This window comes from Dyella silvatica (assembly GCF_026283955.1).
Lineage (GTDB): Bacteria > Pseudomonadota > Gammaproteobacteria > Xanthomonadales > Rhodanobacteraceae > Dyella_C > Dyella_C silvatica.
The window spans coordinates 38,727-54,100 of record NZ_JAPDPE010000007.1 but is presented as its reverse complement, the minus strand read 5'-3'; the positions used below and the strand labels follow the sequence as shown (position 1 = coordinate 54,100).

General features: G+C 57.3%; 25 protein-coding genes. 2 read left to right on the top strand and 23 right to left on the bottom strand.

Features of this window, described 5'->3' with window-relative positions:
* Positions 1–50: 50 nt before the first annotated feature.
* Positions 51–242 (bottom strand): hypothetical protein, encoded by a 192-nt coding sequence (locus OUZ52_RS02755; protein ID WP_266156770.1) that lies wholly within the window; start codon positions 240–242, stop codon positions 51–53.
* 218 nt (positions 243–460) lie between these two features.
* On the opposite strand from OUZ52_RS02755, the gene OUZ52_RS02750 reads away from it, so the two are divergent.
* Positions 461–760, top strand: a complete 300-nt coding sequence (locus OUZ52_RS02750; protein ID WP_266156769.1) for a hypothetical protein — start codon at positions 461–463, stop codon at positions 758–760.
* A 4-nt stretch (positions 761–764) separates the two neighbouring features.
* Here the strand turns inward: OUZ52_RS02750 and OUZ52_RS02745 are convergent, their stop codons facing one another.
* The 22 genes from OUZ52_RS02745 to OUZ52_RS02640 all read right to left on the bottom strand — a co-directional run bounded on the left by OUZ52_RS02745 (position 765) and on the right by OUZ52_RS02640 (position 13,548).
* The gene (locus OUZ52_RS02745) at positions 765–1,283 is read right to left on the bottom strand and encodes a dATP/dGTP diphosphohydrolase domain-containing protein (RefSeq protein WP_266156768.1); all 519 of its coding nucleotides are present in this window, start codon (positions 1,281–1,283) and stop codon (positions 765–767) included.
* Complete coding sequence (locus tag OUZ52_RS02740) at positions 1,268–2,068, bottom strand: phage exonuclease (protein ID WP_266156767.1); 801 nt, start codon at positions 2,066–2,068, stop codon at positions 1,268–1,270. The genes OUZ52_RS02745 and OUZ52_RS02740 overlap by 16 nt, the downstream gene beginning before the upstream one ends.
* Positions 2,059–2,277: a hypothetical protein gene (locus OUZ52_RS02735; protein ID WP_266156766.1), complete on the bottom strand. Its 219-nt coding sequence runs from the start codon at positions 2,275–2,277 to the stop codon at positions 2,059–2,061. Before OUZ52_RS02735 ends, OUZ52_RS02740 begins: the two co-directional genes overlap by 10 nt.
* Positions 2,262–2,510 (bottom strand): hypothetical protein, encoded by a 249-nt coding sequence (locus OUZ52_RS02730; protein ID WP_266156765.1) that lies wholly within the window; start codon positions 2,508–2,510, stop codon positions 2,262–2,264. Before OUZ52_RS02730 ends, OUZ52_RS02735 begins: the two co-directional genes overlap by 16 nt.
* Before the next feature lie 138 nt (positions 2,511–2,648).
* Positions 2,649–3,011: a hypothetical protein gene (locus OUZ52_RS02725; protein ID WP_266156764.1), complete on the bottom strand. Its 363-nt coding sequence runs from the start codon at positions 3,009–3,011 to the stop codon at positions 2,649–2,651.
* Positions 3,008–3,238: a hypothetical protein gene (locus tag OUZ52_RS02720; RefSeq protein ID WP_266156763.1), complete on the bottom strand. Its 231-nt coding sequence runs from the start codon at positions 3,236–3,238 to the stop codon at positions 3,008–3,010. Before OUZ52_RS02720 ends, OUZ52_RS02725 begins: the two co-directional genes overlap by 4 nt.
* A complete protein-coding gene (locus tag OUZ52_RS02715; RefSeq protein ID WP_266156762.1) occupies positions 3,235–3,468 on the bottom strand; it encodes a hypothetical protein in 234 nt (77 codons plus the stop codon). The genes OUZ52_RS02720 and OUZ52_RS02715 overlap by 4 nt, the downstream gene beginning before the upstream one ends.
* Complete coding sequence (locus OUZ52_RS02710; protein ID WP_266156761.1) at positions 3,465–3,686, bottom strand: hypothetical protein; 222 nt, start codon at positions 3,684–3,686, stop codon at positions 3,465–3,467. The genes OUZ52_RS02715 and OUZ52_RS02710 overlap by 4 nt, the downstream gene beginning before the upstream one ends.
* Before the next feature lie 95 nt (positions 3,687–3,781).
* Complete coding sequence (locus OUZ52_RS02705; RefSeq protein WP_266156760.1) at positions 3,782–5,452, bottom strand: DNA polymerase; 1,671 nt, start codon at positions 5,450–5,452, stop codon at positions 3,782–3,784.
* Between the two features lie 147 nt (positions 5,453–5,599).
* Positions 5,600–6,163 carry a Gabija anti-defense Gad2 family protein gene (locus OUZ52_RS02700; protein ID WP_266156758.1) on the bottom strand — a complete coding sequence of 188 codons (564 nt, stop codon included), beginning with the start codon at positions 6,161–6,163 and terminating at the stop codon, positions 5,600–5,602.
* Positions 6,164–6,167: 4 nt separating this feature from the next.
* Entirely contained in the window at positions 6,168–6,410 is a 243-nt protein-coding gene (locus OUZ52_RS02695; protein ID WP_266156757.1) for a hypothetical protein, read from the bottom strand.
* A 166-nt stretch (positions 6,411–6,576) separates the two neighbouring features.
* On the bottom strand, positions 6,577–8,040 hold the full coding sequence (locus OUZ52_RS02690) for a toprim domain-containing protein (protein ID WP_266156756.1): 1,464 nt from the start codon (positions 8,038–8,040) through the stop codon (positions 6,577–6,579).
* 145 nt (positions 8,041–8,185) lie between these two features.
* Positions 8,186–8,359: a hypothetical protein gene (locus OUZ52_RS02685; RefSeq protein WP_266156755.1), complete on the bottom strand. Its 174-nt coding sequence runs from the start codon at positions 8,357–8,359 to the stop codon at positions 8,186–8,188.
* Entirely contained in the window at positions 8,356–8,709 is a 354-nt protein-coding gene (locus tag OUZ52_RS02680; RefSeq protein ID WP_266156754.1) for a helix-turn-helix domain-containing protein, read from the bottom strand. The genes OUZ52_RS02685 and OUZ52_RS02680 overlap by 4 nt, the downstream gene beginning before the upstream one ends.
* 8 nt (positions 8,710–8,717) lie before the next feature.
* The gene (locus OUZ52_RS02675; RefSeq protein ID WP_266156753.1) at positions 8,718–9,059 is read right to left on the bottom strand and encodes an N-acetylmuramoyl-L-alanine amidase; all 342 of its coding nucleotides are present in this window, start codon (positions 9,057–9,059) and stop codon (positions 8,718–8,720) included.
* A gap of 47 nt (positions 9,060–9,106) precedes the next feature.
* Entirely contained in the window at positions 9,107–9,574 is a 468-nt protein-coding gene (locus OUZ52_RS02670) for a RusA family crossover junction endodeoxyribonuclease (protein ID WP_266156752.1), read from the bottom strand.
* A complete protein-coding gene (locus OUZ52_RS02665) occupies positions 9,534–10,223 on the bottom strand; it encodes a hypothetical protein (protein WP_266156751.1) in 690 nt (229 codons plus the stop codon). Before OUZ52_RS02665 ends, OUZ52_RS02670 begins: the two co-directional genes overlap by 41 nt.
* Positions 10,216–10,377 (bottom strand): hypothetical protein, encoded by a 162-nt coding sequence (locus OUZ52_RS02660; protein WP_266156750.1) that lies wholly within the window; start codon positions 10,375–10,377, stop codon positions 10,216–10,218. Before OUZ52_RS02660 ends, OUZ52_RS02665 begins: the two co-directional genes overlap by 8 nt.
* Positions 10,374–10,652, bottom strand: a complete 279-nt coding sequence (locus tag OUZ52_RS02655) for a hypothetical protein (RefSeq protein WP_266156749.1) — start codon at positions 10,650–10,652, stop codon at positions 10,374–10,376. Before OUZ52_RS02655 ends, OUZ52_RS02660 begins: the two co-directional genes overlap by 4 nt.
* A complete protein-coding gene (locus OUZ52_RS02650; protein ID WP_266156748.1) occupies positions 10,645–10,791 on the bottom strand; it encodes a hypothetical protein in 147 nt (48 codons plus the stop codon). The genes OUZ52_RS02655 and OUZ52_RS02650 overlap by 8 nt, the downstream gene beginning before the upstream one ends.
* A complete protein-coding gene (locus tag OUZ52_RS02645; RefSeq protein WP_266156747.1) occupies positions 10,784–10,939 on the bottom strand; it encodes a hypothetical protein in 156 nt (51 codons plus the stop codon). Before OUZ52_RS02645 ends, OUZ52_RS02650 begins: the two co-directional genes overlap by 8 nt.
* A 179-nt stretch (positions 10,940–11,118) precedes the next feature.
* On the bottom strand, positions 11,119–13,548 hold the full coding sequence (locus OUZ52_RS02640) for a DNA-directed RNA polymerase (protein WP_266156746.1): 2,430 nt from the start codon (positions 13,546–13,548) through the stop codon (positions 11,119–11,121).
* A gap of 507 nt (positions 13,549–14,055) precedes the next feature.
* Between OUZ52_RS02640 and tig the strand changes: the two genes are divergently transcribed.
* Entirely contained in the window at positions 14,056–15,348 is a 1,293-nt protein-coding gene (gene tig, locus OUZ52_RS02635) for a trigger factor (RefSeq protein WP_266156745.1), read from the top strand.
* Positions 15,349–15,374: the final 26 nt, after the last annotated feature.

Below are 15,374 nucleotides of genomic sequence, written 5' to 3'. Positions count from 1 at the left end.
TCAGGAGAACGGCAGGTCGCTCTTGTGGACCTGCCGGAGGTGCCTTCGGCTTACTGCCGCACATGCTGCTCCTCTTGTTCACGCGCCATCTTGCGGCGCAGGGTGAGCACCAGGCGCCGTTCACCGGATCGCATCAGGAACTCGTCGTGGTTTTCTTTGGCGTCGTAGACGACCTCGGGGTACGACCTGTTGAGCTGGTCGATCAGGTCATAGGCGTGCAGGGGGATAGCTTCAGAGGTCAAGGGAAACCCTAGGCGTCGTGGGGAGACCTAAGGGAATCCTTAGGGGGGAAACTACGTTTCCTCCTATGCTTGCCACTTAACTCAGGCGCAGGCTGGATGCTGTTTCGTCCTATGCTCCGGGTTTTATTTGGCGGGTATTAGTTGCTTTGTGGACGTATTGTCGCCTTGGTGACTTTTACTCGGTATATTATTTACCTGTTCAAAACCTGGGGGTGCGAATGAGCAAGATAACCGACCAAGTAGTAAAATATCGCTGGCTCCGAGTGAATCAGTACTACGAAGGTTCCAAGTGGAGTCTGTGCAATCGAGTAATTCAACTATCTGATATTGAATACATTAGTACAGTGGTGGTGCACCCTATGGAGGCTGGCGAGGAGACCACGTATCTGCTTCAGGCTGGCGTTAAAAATACTACTTATCGTATTGCTGCCGGTCTGAATAAAACAGAGGCATCCGAGGCAGAGGGTGAACTTATAGAGCTAATCGACACCGTTACAGGGCGATTAAATGCAAAGTGAGTTTTTATGAGTTCGCAGCTTTAAGCCACCTAACGGGCCTATCATCGCCCTCGGGATACGTCCCGGTAAACGTCAGAAGCATCAGCAGATTGCATTTGACATGTGCGAGATGAGGTAAGCCAGATTCCGGGTCATTCTCCTCACCATCGAGAATGGCAAGGCAGTGTCGGATGGCGCAGGCCATCGGGGCAGACCAGGGCATACCCTTGGCCCAATTCCACTCTGCGTACTTCTTGCGGCCATAGTCGAAAACCTTGGCGGCGTCTGCGAGGTTGGGCAGGTCCATAACGCCATAACATGCTTCAAGCATTGCAACTCTTAGCTGGTTATCTTCCCCAGTCTGCCATGCTGCGAGTGCTTCCATGATACGTTCCGGCATGCTGCGGGTTGGGAATGCACGGGCCTTGAAGAATGCTTTTAGCGGCAGCAACTCATACGGCACTTTGCCGGTATTGAAGCGGGCACCTGAGCCACGAGCATCGCTCGTGACATCACCTATACCAGTGTTTACAGGGGTTTCCAAAGATTCACCTCGTTGGTGTTGTAGTTGTAATCGCCATGGCGAAGAATGCGCGCGAGGCGTGCTTGGGTCAGGGCGTCGGCGTCGGAGAATCCCTTGGCCATGAAGGCATCCACGACGGCCAACCAGAGGGCCGAGAGGTGCGTTTCAGCGTCGCCGTCGAGACATGCCTCGTGGATCGGATTGAGCAGCTCATCAGCTTTCTTAGGTCCAATGCCTTTGCAGCCGGGATAGTTGTCCGTCGCGTCGCCCATCAGCGTCTGCTTCATCCAGAACAGGTTCGCGTCGTGAATGCCGATGGTGCGGGTGCCCAGGTCGGGCTTCTGTGGGTTGTATAGGCGACTAGGAATCGTCTGCATGTCTTTATCGATGGACACGATGATCCGCTTGCCGGGGCACCGCTTGGGCTTCGGATGTGTTGCCAAGAGCCCGAGGATGTCATCGCCTTCGAGGCAATCACGGGTGATGATTTTGTCGGCGTACATTTCGTGCAGGAATCCATCTACGGCGGACCATAGGGACGGCTTGGGCTTACCCGCGCGATTGTCTTTGTAGGCCGGATAGAGGTCTTTGCGAAAGTTGGTGGAGACCGACAGGGGCAGCAGAAAGTCGGTAGCACCGAGTGTGTCCACGAGGTCTTCGATGTAGCCCTCAAGGTCCGCCTTGGCCTTCTCTGGATTCGTGATCTCCGTTGCGGAGTCATCGTCGTCGAATTGGAACGACTTGGTGTTGGAGAAGGCGAGTTGGTAGCGGAGAACGTCGGCGTCAATTAAGAGCGTCAGCTCCAACGACGCTGCCAGATTCCCACGAAGACATCGCGGTCAACTTGTCGAATCATGTAGGTATGCGTATTGACCACCGCTGTGTAGTCAGCGAAAGGCGCATGGTAGATCGCAGGGTTATCGAGAACGGCTACCTGGTAGCGGCTCAACTGTGAATCAATGCTATGACGCTGAAGGTCGGCGGGGCCACCCAGCAGGGTTACTTGGATTTGCACTTGGTAGTCCTTTGTTCGATGAATGTCTCGATGACTTCGTTGTAGTCACGCCTTGTGATGGAGGGCACGTCACCGACTCGGCGAGCAATGGCACTTGGGTTGTTCTCGACCCAACAGGTCTTCCATCCGTCATCAGAGAAGACCTCATAATCACCGTTGAATACCCAGCCGCCTGCAACCCATATGAGGACGTTGGAGCCTTCGGGACCGAACTCGTAGATGCCAGCTTTCACTTGCTCTCCTTCGTCGCGCTCGTCTTGTCCGCGTTGCAGCGGATCACGGCGTCCTCGGCGTTACCGGCAAAGTCGAGAAGGTCGCCGCCTGTGCTCCGCTTGTCAGCCATCAGGGCATCCAGGGAGCCGTAGCGGCCTTCAATGGTTGTTGGTTGAAACCACACGCTGTTCGGTGTGGGCTTTGAGGTATGCGTTGCGCAGCCCGTCAGGTAGAGGAGTAGCAAGAAAGTCAGCAGTAGCTTGGTCAGCATGGCTTGCCTCCTGGATGGCTTTGGTGGTGTTGGCCCGCTTGTCGCGGATGGACTGGTCAGACGTCCGGCGCGCAATGACCTCGGCCTGGAGAGACTCGACGGACTTTCTGAGCCCGTCGTATTCCTTGGCCGTCACCTCCAGGGTTTCCACACGGGATGCCATGTGGCGATAGGAGATGATGGCGGAGGTTCCGAGGAGGCCCGCCACGACCAGCAGGGCCGCGTAGACGTGGTAGCGGGTGAAGGTCACTTGTCGTGCCGCGTGACGATGAGCTGATGAATCGTTCGGTTGGTCTGGGCGTCGTAATGCCGCTGCATGTCGGCCTCTAGGCTTCCCACGGCGCCGTCGATGGCCTTGCCCATCGCTGGTCGGATGGCGGCAAGGATTTCTTTTTCGAGCAGCTCTCGGACACGGCGCTTGAACAGCTCAAGCAGAAGGCGATTCTCAGCCTCGGGTGGTGGATTGCTGAAGCTCATTTCGAATCCTCGGGCTTGAAGTGACGACCCTTGGAACCGCAGCGCCAGGGAAGAATGGAGCCGCGCTCGTCTTCGCAATTGCGGTAAGAGCTTAACGGTGTGGTGTTGATCTCTTTGGTACCGCCACGCACCGGGTCAGGAACGGTAGCGAACGTGTGGAGACGTTCGCATCTGTGATTGTCGTAGACATAGATGTAGCGGCTGAATTTGCAATCGATGCAGCGCTTCATTGGTTCTCCTGGAAATATGCGGCAACCCGAAGAAGCTCTTCAGGTGTCGCGTTGGACTTGATGGCATTCGCTCGGGCCGAGATGACCTTCACGTTTTCTTTGACGTAGCCCTTGTCGGGATCAAGACGATCCACGGTGGGCGAGTTGGGGCCTTGGGCACGGCCACCGGAGTTGCGATACAGCGGCAGTCCAAGCACCGGACAGAAACGTGGGATCACGATGTCCTCGATAGAGAGGTCAAAGGGAATCCCACGTTTCTGTGCACGGTACTTGGTGAGTGACAGAAGACGACTAGCCGGTGTGGCGGGCGTCCTCAGTGACACTCTTTCCAGTTGTTGCCGATCTTGTACTCACCATCGAGCGGACAGCGGAAACCAAAGTGGTCACCAGCAGCACGGATCGACTCCACCGCCGTCTTGCCGACGATCTCTGCAATGTCCTCATCACACTCGATCTGAAACTCATCGTGGATGTTGGCGATGAACTCGTAGTTCACACCGGGGACGTAGCCGAGTTCCTGAAGGCGACGGTCGAGGATCACCAGGGCTTTCTTCATCACGACGGCACCTGCGGATTGGAGGAGCGTGTTAAGCGCAGCGTGGTCGGATCGGATATGCAGCTTTCGGCCATCAAGTCCAATCAAATACCCACGCTTGTTCGCAGCGACCTTTACCGCTTGTAGGAGACTGTTGAGGGCAGGGAGTCCGCTCAGGAACTTCTTCTTGAGCGCTGTGCCTGCTAGACGACCCTTACCTACGATGGAGCCGATCTTCGCATCGCCTGCGCCGTACAAGAAGGCGTAGATGAAGGTCTTCGCGTTGTTGCGAGTGGGAAGACCTGCGGCACACTGGTTAACTGTGTGGATGTCGCCTTCGAGGATGACCTTGGCGTACTCGCCTCCGTCCCATTTCGCCATGAAGTGCGCGAGGTTCCGCAGTTCGAGGCCGGAGGCGTCAGCGCCTACCTGTTTCTTCCCCTTCGGTACGCAGAACAACTCACGGCAGTCTTCGCCGTAGGGCGTGCCACAGCTCGGCACTTGCGCCAAGTTGGGGCTGCTGTGAGTCATACGACCCGTGACCGCGCCGTTCTGCGTGACGCGTCCGTGGATACGGCCCGTCCTCTTCTTGATAGACTTGAACCACGCCTGCTTGCCTTCGGAGAGCTGGCCGATCCGCTTCTCAACCATCAGGTACTCCGTAAGCAGCTCCGCTTCCGGGTACTTCAGACCTTCGAGAGTCGTTTCATCGACCTTGGGTTTGCCACTGTCGGTGAACTGCACTGGCTTCCAGCCGTACAGAGTCGTGAGCCGGTTGGCGATGTGATCGCGAGAAGCCGGGTTGAACACGACGGTCTTGTACTTCTGGATGGGGACACCCTTGATGTACCCCTTGGCCTTGTTGTCCCGCTTGGGGACCAGCAGTGCACCCTTTGCTTCCCAGGGTGGGAAGGCTTCGCGCAACTTGTCGGCCAGCTCAGTACGTCGCGTGACGAGAATCTCCTCCAGCTTCCGCGCCTTCTCGACGTCAAAGAGGAAGCCGTAGCGGGTCTGCCGTTCGATGATCGGAGCGACATCGTGTTCGAGCTGTATGGACTCCTCCCCGAAGCCTTTGGATAGAAGTTTCTCCCACAGCTTCCAGGTGACAACGACGTCCTGAAGGCAGTAGTCGTCCATCTCCTGATTCCAGCGCGCCCAGGGATCAATGCCGTTGGCCTTACACTCTTTCGCGTAGTCGCCCTTCCACTCGCCCAGGCGGATGCCCCAGGCTTCAAGTGCGTGAGAACCAATCAGGTTCTTGCCGAACGTTGGGGTCTTCTTGGCGAAGTTGAAGTCGCGCTCCACGAGGTCCGTGAAGATCAGGCGGGACATGATGAGCGTGTCGCGGATCAGACCCTTCGGCTTGAACCAGGGGTAGACCTTTTGGATGGCCGGGATATCGAAGCCGATGATGTTGTGGCCGCCGATGGCGTCAGCTTCCATCAGCATGCGAAGGACTTGCTCGACTGTGAATGCTGCTCCGTGGTTGTTTCCACGGATCGTTTTGCCCGTCAATGTGTCAACGAAGGCGATGCAGTGGATTACGGTTAGTTCGTCGAGGAGTCCATCGGTTTCACAGTCGAATAACTTCAAAGGTTAGTAATCACCGCCCGAAGCCTCACGAGGAATCGCCGCACACTTGGGGAGACTTGCCGTGAACTCAGGTGTTTCCTTGTAGCCATAGCCCATGTAGCGCGCCTTGCGGCGTTCAACGCGGTCGATGTGCTGTAAGTTCTGGAACGACAGAAGCTTGTGGCTTGCGTGATACGGAGCGAGTGGGTGTTGGGTGACGGTCACTACGTCAGGCTCGACGATCTCTGCCACCAGAGCGACACAGGTGAAGTCGAAGGAATTGCAGAGGGCCTCCGCACCCTTGTGGAAGCGGAAGCCGATCAGGTTGAACGGCGGCTCGCCTTCACGCTGGAAGCTTGGATAGGTCTGTTCTCCCTCCAAGGTGGTTTCGACGAAGGACGTGTCGGCTCGGAACCACTGACAAGCAAATAGCCAGTCGTGGTAACTGGCGAAGAACAGATCGTAGTCTTTGACAGGCGTGCCGTCGTAGAACGAACGGAGGCAACCACCGCCCAGGTAGGCCAAGACATCGATTCCAGCCGGTGCCTTCCTGAAGATGTTGAGTGCGTATTGTTGGATCGATGTCATGGCATCAGTCCAGAAGGGACTTCATGCGGCTGGCGATGCGATCAGCCTTGGCGGCTTCATCGGCGTGGTCGCGCGCCTCTGCCAGTAGATCTTGCGCGGCAGTGACCTGCGCCTCGGCGGCAGCTCGGCGGTTGTCGGCGACTTTCTGAAGACGCGTGATATCTCGCTCGTGGCGGGCCAGCACGGTGTCCACCGAATACGGCGAAACTTTGTCGAGCAAGTACGTGAGTAGGTTGACGAGGATCATTCGATCTCCTGGACAGTGATGGTTACGCGCACACGCCGAGCCCCCTCACGAAATTCGGAGGAGGCTGCGGTGGCGGACTTGGGGAGGTAAGGGAAGCAGGCGGATACGGCGTAGCCTGCGGGTGCGTCTTTGGGGATGTAGACGATGTGCTCGACAGGCTCCGACATCAGAAGTCGGGGCGGCCTTCGACTTTCGACTCATCGGCGCACATGTCGTCCTGCTTCAGCTCTTTCTCGTACAGACGCCCGGTGTTCACGTCGTAGCCCATCGGGATCACCTTGCCGGTTGCTTGGCCGGTGAAGCGATCCTTCAGTACGCGGAAGATGGTGGTCTGCCGGACCTCTTCGTCTTCGGCCTGCTGGTCTCGCTCCAGGCCAAACATGAAGTGACTCCAGAAGCCGATAGCACGGGAGCCCTTGAAGTGCCGAATCATGACGCGCCCGCCTTCCTCGTGAGGTTTGCCCTCAGGGGTGGCTAAGTGGGAGATGCCGTAGAAGCAGACGTTGTGCGCTTGGGCGAACGATGCGATCTCTTCCATGATCTTTTCCAGTGCTTTCCTCTCATCTTCCTCGGCGGCCACGACAGCCGTGAGATGGTCGAAGAAGATGTGCTTCACACCCTCGCTGACCACGAGGTACTTCATCTTCGCAAGGATCGTGGGCCACTCAGTAGACCCAAACGAGTCGTACATGAAGACGTTGCCGCTGGCCTCGATACGCTCGAAGGAGGCCGTCAGTTCTTCTTCGGTCCACGAACCGTCAGGTACATGGAACCGCTTGCCAGAGTGTTTGCCAGCAACACGCTTTGCGGTCTCGACGGGCGGCTGCTCCAGATAGAACAGGCCGCACTTCTCATTGAGCGTGATGGCGGTGTGCTCGATCTCCTGCGTGAACCAGTCGGTCTTGCCGACGCCTGTACCAGCACCGAAGAAGTACACCTCGCCGTACCTGCGGCCATAGGTGAGGTCGTTGAGAGATGGCAGGAACCAGGGGAGCCCACGAACGACCTTAGCCAGTGCTTTCTCGCGCACGTCACCAAAGGTCACAATGCCGTCCGGTCGATAGACCTTGGCGTTCCAGATGGCCGTGATGATCTCTCGGCCTCGGCCAGCCTGAAGAAGCTCGTTCGGGTCTTTCGCTGGAAGGTGTGCGATCTTGCACTTGCCAGGCGTGAATAGTTCGCTGCTTTCCTTGGCTGCGTCCTGACCGGGCTTGTCCATATCGAACATGAGGACTATTTCCTCGAACTGTTCGAGCCACTCCAACTCACGAGCCAGCGCCTTCTTGGCTCCGTCAGCGCCGTTTGGGACTGACACCACGGGCCACTTATTTTCTTGTACTTGGCTTACGCTAAGGCAGTCAATCTCGCCCTCAGTGACAACTACACGACGGCCTGGGCTCCAGAGGTGCTGACCGTAAAGTCCGGCCTTCTTCTGGTTGCCAACGACAAAGAACTCCTTGTCAGCGTCTCTTACTTTTTGTGCAACGATCTCGCCGTCGCGGCGGTAGTTAGCGATCTGTACTTTCTTACCACGCGCTTCGCCTACTGTGTAGCCGAACTTTCGACAGGTTTCTTCAGTGATGCCGCGCTTACCAAGAGCTGTGACTTCACCGTGGATGAAGTCGCTCATGCGCTTTCCTCTGGATGTTGAAGGGACGGCCTCGCCGTCTCCCTTCTCGTAGTAGCCACAGCCGAAGCAGTGGCCGTGACCGTCGCTGTAACGTCCCAGGTTGTCTTTGCTGCCACAGGACGGGCAGGGCTCCTTGCGGAGAAACTCAGACTCGATTCTTTCCACGCTGCACGGACCACATGGTCTGTCGCTTGGTCACGCCGACCTTGCGTTTGAGTGCCGACAGGATCAGTTCTGCGGAGCCTTCGATCTTCTGACCTTTCGCAACGGATACGGTCGCGAAGGCTTCGCGCATAGCGGTGTTCACGGTTTGGGTCATGCTTTCTCCTTGAGGGTGGCAATCAGTTCTTTGATGTCTTCCTGCTCGAACTCCATCTCGTCCATCACGTTGCGGATGAGAGCGAAGCTCACGCGGGGTTCTCGGATACGTTTGGGATGCAGCGGGACATCGGCAACACGCTGGCGTTCGCTGAAGGCGTAGCGGATGTAGCGCTGGCCGGTCGCGTCCTGTTGTTCTTCCTTGAGAACCTCGAAGCCGTCCGCAACAAGTTCATCAATGCGAGAGGCGAGGCGGCGGATGCGGTAGACACCCTCGGCTTGCCATGAGGTGATGTGTTTCTCTGCGGCCAGGTGATCGCGCACGGTGCGCGCTTGTCGGGACAGCTTCATAGGTGCTCCTATCGGATGGTCTTGAGGGGGGCTTCAGGGCCGTAGTGAATCGCCAGCACGTCACTCCCTGCGATCTCCAGCGACTCGTGTACGTCCCGCAGGGCTTCGAGCTGGGCAGCAGTGAAAGAGCCGTAGGGCTCTAAAAGATCGGTGAGGCCGCCGATGAGGCAGACCTGGATGGCGCGGTGATTCATGTCGTGCGACATGGCGCCAGGGAGACTGGTCGGGCGTCCTGTTTCAACCACGCCGTTGCGGCGGATGACATAGTGGACACCGATCTGAGAGTAACCCTGGCGACGATGCGCAGCGGCCAACTCAACGGCCCCGATGTCCTCGCTGTCGCGGGTCATGGAGCACGTCACATAGAGCCGGTCCACTGCGGTGAGTGGTTTTAGCTTCAAGGGAGTGTGTAGATATGAATTTCGGTGCGCGCGTCTTCGCCTTTTACTGCGAAGCGCTTGCCCGTCACGAGCCATGTCACTTGCTTATCGTCGTGCCAGTAGCCGGAGGCTTTGGTAATGACGTCGAGTGGTCCCTTTGCGGTGTTGTCTACATCGGGCGTCGGGAAGGTGAGCTTGGAGGTACGAGCTTTGGTAAAGATGGACTCAACAACGACAAACAGCGGCGTTGTCTTCGTCATGTTGAGGGTGCCAGGAGCGCAGTGTTTCTCGGCGAGCTGTTTCCAGGTTCGGTAGGTCTTCGCGTAGAAGACGCCCCAGCGCGTCACGCGCGGACGAGATGCGGGTACAGGTTCAAAAGGGAAGACGAGGGAGGCGACATGTGCCGCCCCCTTCGCCCGTTCGATCAGTCCCGATAAGGCGGGATCAGAAATCGTCGTTCCCTGCGTCAGCCGCATCGCTTTCATCCGATGCTGCCTCGGACTGCTGCATTGTCGAACTCAGCTCGGATTCGTCGGCTTCGTAGCCTTCTTCTTCGTCGCCCAGGCCCAACGCGTCTGCGCTGTAACCACCCCGGCTGACCAGTTCCAACACCTTGACGGCCAACAGGCGACACGAGATGTAGAACTTCTTTGCCGAGGGGACAGGACCGTCGGATGTTTCGAAGCCAATGCGCAACACTGAGCCGCCAAAGATATCCGGTGGGTTTGCCATCTTTGCACCACGTGCATCGAGGATGGTCGGCCTCTGTGTCCAAGGCTTGCCGGTCTTCTTGTTGGTGCCGCTGGCCTTCATCTTGAAGTTGATCGTGATGCGGCCAGTTTCATCACCTTCTTTATCTACTTCTTCGGTGAATACCGGAGCCTTGGAGTAGACCTTCTCGAACTGTTTGCGCTTACCGGCGTCGAGGGTCTGGAGATGCTCGTCCCAAGCGAGGTCGCGCCGACGCTCTAGTTCGGTAACAAGGGCCTGCACATCGGCGGCATTCGGGTCGAAGGCGAGGCGAGCCGTGTACTCACCTTCGGGTTTGAACTTGGTGTCTGGCACATTCAGTGCCGGGAAGACGGCCACGCCGCGTGGAGTGTTGAGCGGCGGGAGCTTCTTCGGTTTACTCATAGATGTCTTCAGGTTCCTTGCTTGCGTTATCGGCGACCTCGATCACTGCCGAATCGAATCCGGCGAACGTGAGGGCATAGTGGGTGTTGCGGGACAGAGAGCCGGTTTCATCAAGCTCTCGATAGGCGTCCCGGAGGAGGGACGTGGGGGTCACAAGAACTTCCTTTCGATTTCGCCACGTGCGTAATCACGGACTACGTTGAATGTGTCCTCGTCGGCATAGGCGCAGTCACAGTCCATCCTCCACAACGTGTGCAACGCTTGGGATCGATCGACATTGAGTGCATCTGTGACGAGGTAGAAGGCCGCCGTCAGTGCGATGACTTGATCGGCTGGAGGGAGGTCTTGCAGAGCGTTGATGACTTGGAATGCACCAGTAGCGGCGTCCACCGGGTGACGGAAGCCGATCTGCTGGCCGATATCAGGCACTCATACGTTCTCGGCGGACGTCTTCAATCACTTCGAGGGCGGCCTGTGCATGTTTGATGTTGGGCTCTTGGCGAGCGACCTGTTCAAGTCGCTGCATGGCCTTTGTGTAGTAAGGGCGGACTGTGCGTTTCTTAGCCATGCAGTCGGCTCCAGAGCTTTTTGAATTGGCGCCGAATCGCGGCATTAGCTTTCGCTACAAGAGCGATGAGGCAGGCAACGAGGAAGGCGAGGGTGGCAAGCGCGAGAAGCACGAGGCCGATCACGCCGTGGGTAGTCCAAATGAACATGTGCTCAACCCTTCACTAGATCGCGGGATGTAGCGCGGAAATTTGCGAGGGTTCCGTGGATATCAGGGTCATAGATCGCGAGGACCACTCCGTAGCGATCAACTGCGGTGTGGGTGTCGAGGGCGGAGTTATATTGAATTCTCATGTCGTCTACTCAACTATCAAAAGGAATCAAGTAATTAGGCAAAGAAATACGCAGACTGCACGACGAGGTTGATGTCCAAGTCGCCGCATGGTGGCAGCGGGGGGAGCTGTGCTGCGATCTCTGGTGGAAGTTGTTCTGCAAGTTCATCCCGAAAATCCGTGAGGACTTCGCGTGTGTACTGCTCAACGAAGGAGGCCCTGAGGGATGCCGCAAGCAGGCTCGTTTCAGAAGCGTGGGTGCCATAGGAATCATGGATCATTGCGAAGCTGCTGATTCCGTTCTCCAGCGCGGTGGAAACGGTGAGCATCATGTGAGAGGCATCACATGAATGAACGAAGTTTGGGGAGATGCCCAATGCCTGCCTGCGACTGTCGAGTTTTGTTCCTTCTACGCTCGCCACTAAACTCATCGAACGCCCGGAAACCACGACTCTGACTCGTTTTCCAAGGCTTTCTCGATACTCTTGAAGGACGGGGAACCCCGCCGGGGTTGTCCAGCTCACAGGCATGTCACCCTGCGCTGCAACTTTTGCTGCGGCTTTCAGCCAATCCATAGCCTCCCGTGCCGCAATCACGACCTGACCGATGCAATCCCACAGGATGTCGGCTAGGTACTGCGCGGACTCCCAAGAGTCATCCTGGCCCTGTTTCTTCATCTGCTCGACGATCTGGTTTCTCATTCCAGCCTTCGTGACACCGTATGGAAGCGTCATCACTGGTCGCTTCACTAGGTCTCTATTGAGCCTCCCGTCCCAAACGGTAGCGAACGGATTACCGCTTTCGGCCTCCTTCTTTACGCGGGCTGCGGCCACGTTCATGACCTGCGTATAGATATCGGCAGGCTTCTCGCGTGGTACTAGGTTGGTCGCTGCTCCGCCGATGGGGTCTCGAAGCATCGCGGAGAAGTTTTGGAGACCGTTGCACGAACCATCGAGCGCGATGGGGAGGTGCGAGATATAGCTTTCGCCCTCAAGGCGGTATCCAGCCCACTCAAAACAGGCAGCCAAAGCCGACCAGGGGGAGTCCGCTGTGGTCCAGAAGCGGTGGCCGTCGAGCGGATCTAGAGCTGAGTCGAGGATCGCCTCCTCATTGTCATGTACCCATTTGACGCGTTCAGCAAACGGAACCTTATCGACCCCGAAGACGTTGGCGAGGTGAATGGCAAGCCATCTGGCTCCGTCCTTACCCAGCGGCTTGCCTTCAGCAAACGTTAATAATGATTTTGTCTGATCGTCGCCTTGTGGATTCAGGATGCCGGGAACCGGATAGACACGGCCACGGAAATCCAGAGAGTGAGGGAAGTAAATCGCCGACTCCGAGGCAAAGCGGCTCGCGAGCCCAATCTTGTCGGACGCCGCCTTGCGCTGTGACACACCACGTGCATTCGCTTCCCACACCTCGGCCCGTTTTCGCTTCCAGTCCTTGAACTCAGTCGGGTGCTCTTCTTTCCAGGCATCCATGAGTTCGGAATCGACAGGCAATCCAGGGAGAGGCTCAAGCTCACGAGAGGGTAGGCCGCCAATGTTCCCGTTTGCATCCCATGCTTCCCGCATGACAGATAGGACGGACGTGTTGATCTTCCAGGCTGTGTCTTGGATCGCGTTGAGGGCCTCAAAGACATTGGGCATGTCCGCGTTGTCCAGTTCACGCAGGTACGCCTTGTTGCGCGTGCGGACGAGCGGAACTAGGCCCCCAGCGTCCGTCAGATATCCGCCGCCCTTTGATGCTGCCCAGGGACGGGGCCTTACGAGCATGGGTAGACGAACAGGCGCGAAATGGGCCGCCGCATCATGGGCTTTATCGAGCCAAGTGAGGATCTGCTCGCTCCCGCGTAGGAGTACTCGCTCTCGGGTCTTCCCGTGGGAGCTATCGTTATAGAGATAGGCAAGGCCCGTTGACGTCATAAACAGTTCGACCAGCTTCATGCCGAGGGTCGGGCCGTCGTTGTCCGGGAAGCTGAATGTCTCAAGCGCTGTGCGACGCATAGCCGCCGAGACTACATTGCGTGAGTGGCGTACTGAGGTGCTCTTCTTCAGGACGTTTTGGAGGTGCTTATATAGACCAGGGGATTCCTCGCGGAAGCGCGAGTAGTTAATTGAGTCCTCGACGGATGTAGCGATGGCCTCTGCCACGGTCTGAACGCGGGTTTCTCCAGAGGAGACCGCATTGAGGCAATGGCGAATCGTGAGGTAGGCCAGTTCGGAGGATGGAAACTCCTCAACCCAACGGACAGATGTGTGCTTCTTTCCGGGCTTCCCGTTGCGGGCAGCGGCTACAAAGGCATCAATGGCTTGGGAGACGGGGAGGATGGTGTCGCGAAGGAGGCGACGGCCAGGGCCACTATCAGCCTCATCCTGCCGGTTTCGTTCTTTCTTGTAACGATCAATCCCGAGGGTCAGGGATTCTTCTTCTAGGGCTACCTGTCTAGCTCTGAGGTCATGCTCGGTTTGTTGCACGGTATCCATGCGGGGTCTCCAGAAACGAAAAAAGCCCCTTGCGGGGCTTTGGTGGCTTGTTCAGGTTGTTCAGGTAGGGATCAGGGCAAGGGGAGGGCTGACCCCAAATAAAAACGCCCCAGCTCCGTGAGGAACCAGGGCGTTCAGGTTGTAATCTTTGGACTCCTTAGGGGTGCCCTTAGGAAGTCTTTAGGGAGGGAACTATCGTTCCCCCTAGGCTCGCCATTTTATTCACTCTGGCACCCAGCCCCGGCACCACCCCGGCACCGTGGCACCAGAGATGTGGTGCCTGTCGTGGCTCCCTTGCGGCGAAACAGTGCCAGACCTTACTATTAACGGTTCCACGCAAGGGTTCCTCTTGGTCGGCGCAGAAAGTTTAGGTTCTGGCGGTTAATCCCGTGGGGGTTCGAGTCCCCCCTTTCGCACCACGTTGATTCCTTTGTTTTTGTTTTATGGGCGGCAAGGGCTGCCATGGCGTCTGTGACGGACGCGCTATCAGGTACTTCAGGAGACGTCATGCAGGTTTCGGTTGAGAACGTCGGCAAGCTTGAGCGCAAGCTCACGGTGAAGTTTCCCGCAGAGCGATTTGAGTCGCAGGTGACTGCGCGGATCGCGGAGATGGGTCGTACCGTTCGCCTTAAGGGCTTTCGCCCGGGCAAGGTGCCCACCACGGTGATTCAGCAGCGCTTTGGTGCTCAGGTGCGCGGCGAGGTGTTGTCGGACTTGATTGGCAGCACGTTGCGTGAAGCTGTGGAGCAGGAGCAACTGCGTCCCATCGCCAACCCGTCGATCGATACCACGGGCCGCCCTGAGAATGGCGAAATTGCCTACACGGCGACGTTTGAAGTGCTGCCGGAGTTTCCGGAAGTCGATGTCGCCGCGCTGGAGATTACCCGCCCGGTAGCAGAAGTGACCGACGCTGATATCGACAAAATGATCGAAACCCTGCGCCAGCAGCGTCGCAGTTTCGATGCGGTTGATCGTGCTTCGGCGGAAGGTGATTTCGTGATGTTCGAATACACCGCGACGGCTGGCGATTACCGTTTCCCGGCCGAGGGCATGGAGCGCGCTGGTAGCGTGTTGGGTTCGGGCAATCTGTTTAAGGCGCTGGACGAAGCATTGACCGGTCACAAGACCGACGACGCTTATGAGGCCGATATTGCATTCCCAGCCGATTTCCGCAACGAGCACCTGGCTGGGCAGACGGCCAAGGTCAGCTTCAAGATCATCAAGGTGCAAGAGCCGAAGTTGCCGGCGGTTGACGCTGAGTTTGTCCAGCTATTCGGTGTTGCCGATGGCGACCTGGAGGATTTTCGCAAAGAAGTGCGCGCCAATTTGGAGCGCGAGCTGAAAGCTACGCTGATGGCGCGGTTGAAGTCTGAAGTGGCGGAGAAGCTGGCTGAATCCAATTTGACCTTGGATGTGCCTAACCTGATGGTGCAGTCCGAGGCGCAAAACCTTGCTGCTGGCAACGTGCCGCGTGGGCAGCAGCCCCCGCCGCAGCTCATCGAAGCGGCCATGCCGATGGCGCGGAAACGGGTTATTGCCGGGCTTCTCATGGGTGAAATCGCGCGTAAGCAGTCGTTGACGATTGACCGTAAGCGCATTGCCGAACAGCTGGCTGCGATTGCTTCGACTTATGAAGAGCCGGAAAAAGTCATTGAACTCTATAACAGTGACCCCCAATTGATGTCCGGGCTGCAAAATCGCGTCATGGAAGATCAGGTGGCAGAGTGGGTGGCAGAACACGCCAAGACCACTGTCCAGAACCTGGGTTTTGATGAAGTGATGCGCCCAGTTAGTGCCTGAGTCGGGTTCGCAAGAGCTGATTCCAT

Coding starts and splice junctions, on each gene's coding strand:
- OUZ52_RS02750 (WP_266156769.1), top strand. CDS start 461: ATGAGCAAGATAACCGACCAAGTAGTAAAATATCGCTGGCTCCGAGTG.
- OUZ52_RS02720 (WP_266156763.1), bottom strand. CDS start 3,238: ATGAGCTTCAGCAATCCACCACCCGAGGCTGAGAATCGCCTTCTGCTT.
- OUZ52_RS02715 (WP_266156762.1), bottom strand. CDS start 3,468: ATGAAGCGCTGCATCGATTGCAAATTCAGCCGCTACATCTATGTCTAC.
- OUZ52_RS02705 (WP_266156760.1), bottom strand. CDS start 5,452: ATGCTGATGGAAGCTGACGCCATCGGCGGCCACAACATCATCGGCTTC.
- OUZ52_RS02700 (WP_266156758.1), bottom strand. CDS start 6,163: ATGACATCGATCCAACAATACGCACTCAACATCTTCAGGAAGGCACCG.
- OUZ52_RS02695 (WP_266156757.1), bottom strand. CDS start 6,410: ATGATCCTCGTCAACCTACTCACGTACTTGCTCGACAAAGTTTCGCCG.
- OUZ52_RS02690 (WP_266156756.1), bottom strand. CDS start 8,040: ATGAGCGACTTCATCCACGGTGAAGTCACAGCTCTTGGTAAGCGCGGC.
- OUZ52_RS02685 (WP_266156755.1), bottom strand. CDS start 8,359: ATGACCCAAACCGTGAACACCGCTATGCGCGAAGCCTTCGCGACCGTA.
- OUZ52_RS02680 (WP_266156754.1), bottom strand. CDS start 8,709: ATGAAGCTGTCCCGACAAGCGCGCACCGTGCGCGATCACCTGGCCGCA.
- OUZ52_RS02675 (WP_266156753.1), bottom strand. CDS start 9,059: ATGACCCGCGACAGCGAGGACATCGGGGCCGTTGAGTTGGCCGCTGCG.
- OUZ52_RS02670 (WP_266156752.1), bottom strand. CDS start 9,574: ATGAAAGCGATGCGGCTGACGCAGGGAACGACGATTTCTGATCCCGCC.
- OUZ52_RS02665 (WP_266156751.1), bottom strand. CDS start 10,223: ATGAGTAAACCGAAGAAGCTCCCGCCGCTCAACACTCCACGCGGCGTG.
- OUZ52_RS02650 (WP_266156748.1), bottom strand. CDS start 10,791: ATGGCTAAGAAACGCACAGTCCGCCCTTACTACACAAAGGCCATGCAG.
- OUZ52_RS02645 (WP_266156747.1), bottom strand. CDS start 10,939: ATGTTCATTTGGACTACCCACGGCGTGATCGGCCTCGTGCTTCTCGCG.
- OUZ52_RS02640 (WP_266156746.1), bottom strand. CDS start 13,548: ATGGATACCGTGCAACAAACCGAGCATGACCTCAGAGCTAGACAGGTA.
- tig (WP_266156745.1), top strand. CDS start 14,056: ATGCAGGTTTCGGTTGAGAACGTCGGCAAGCTTGAGCGCAAGCTCACG.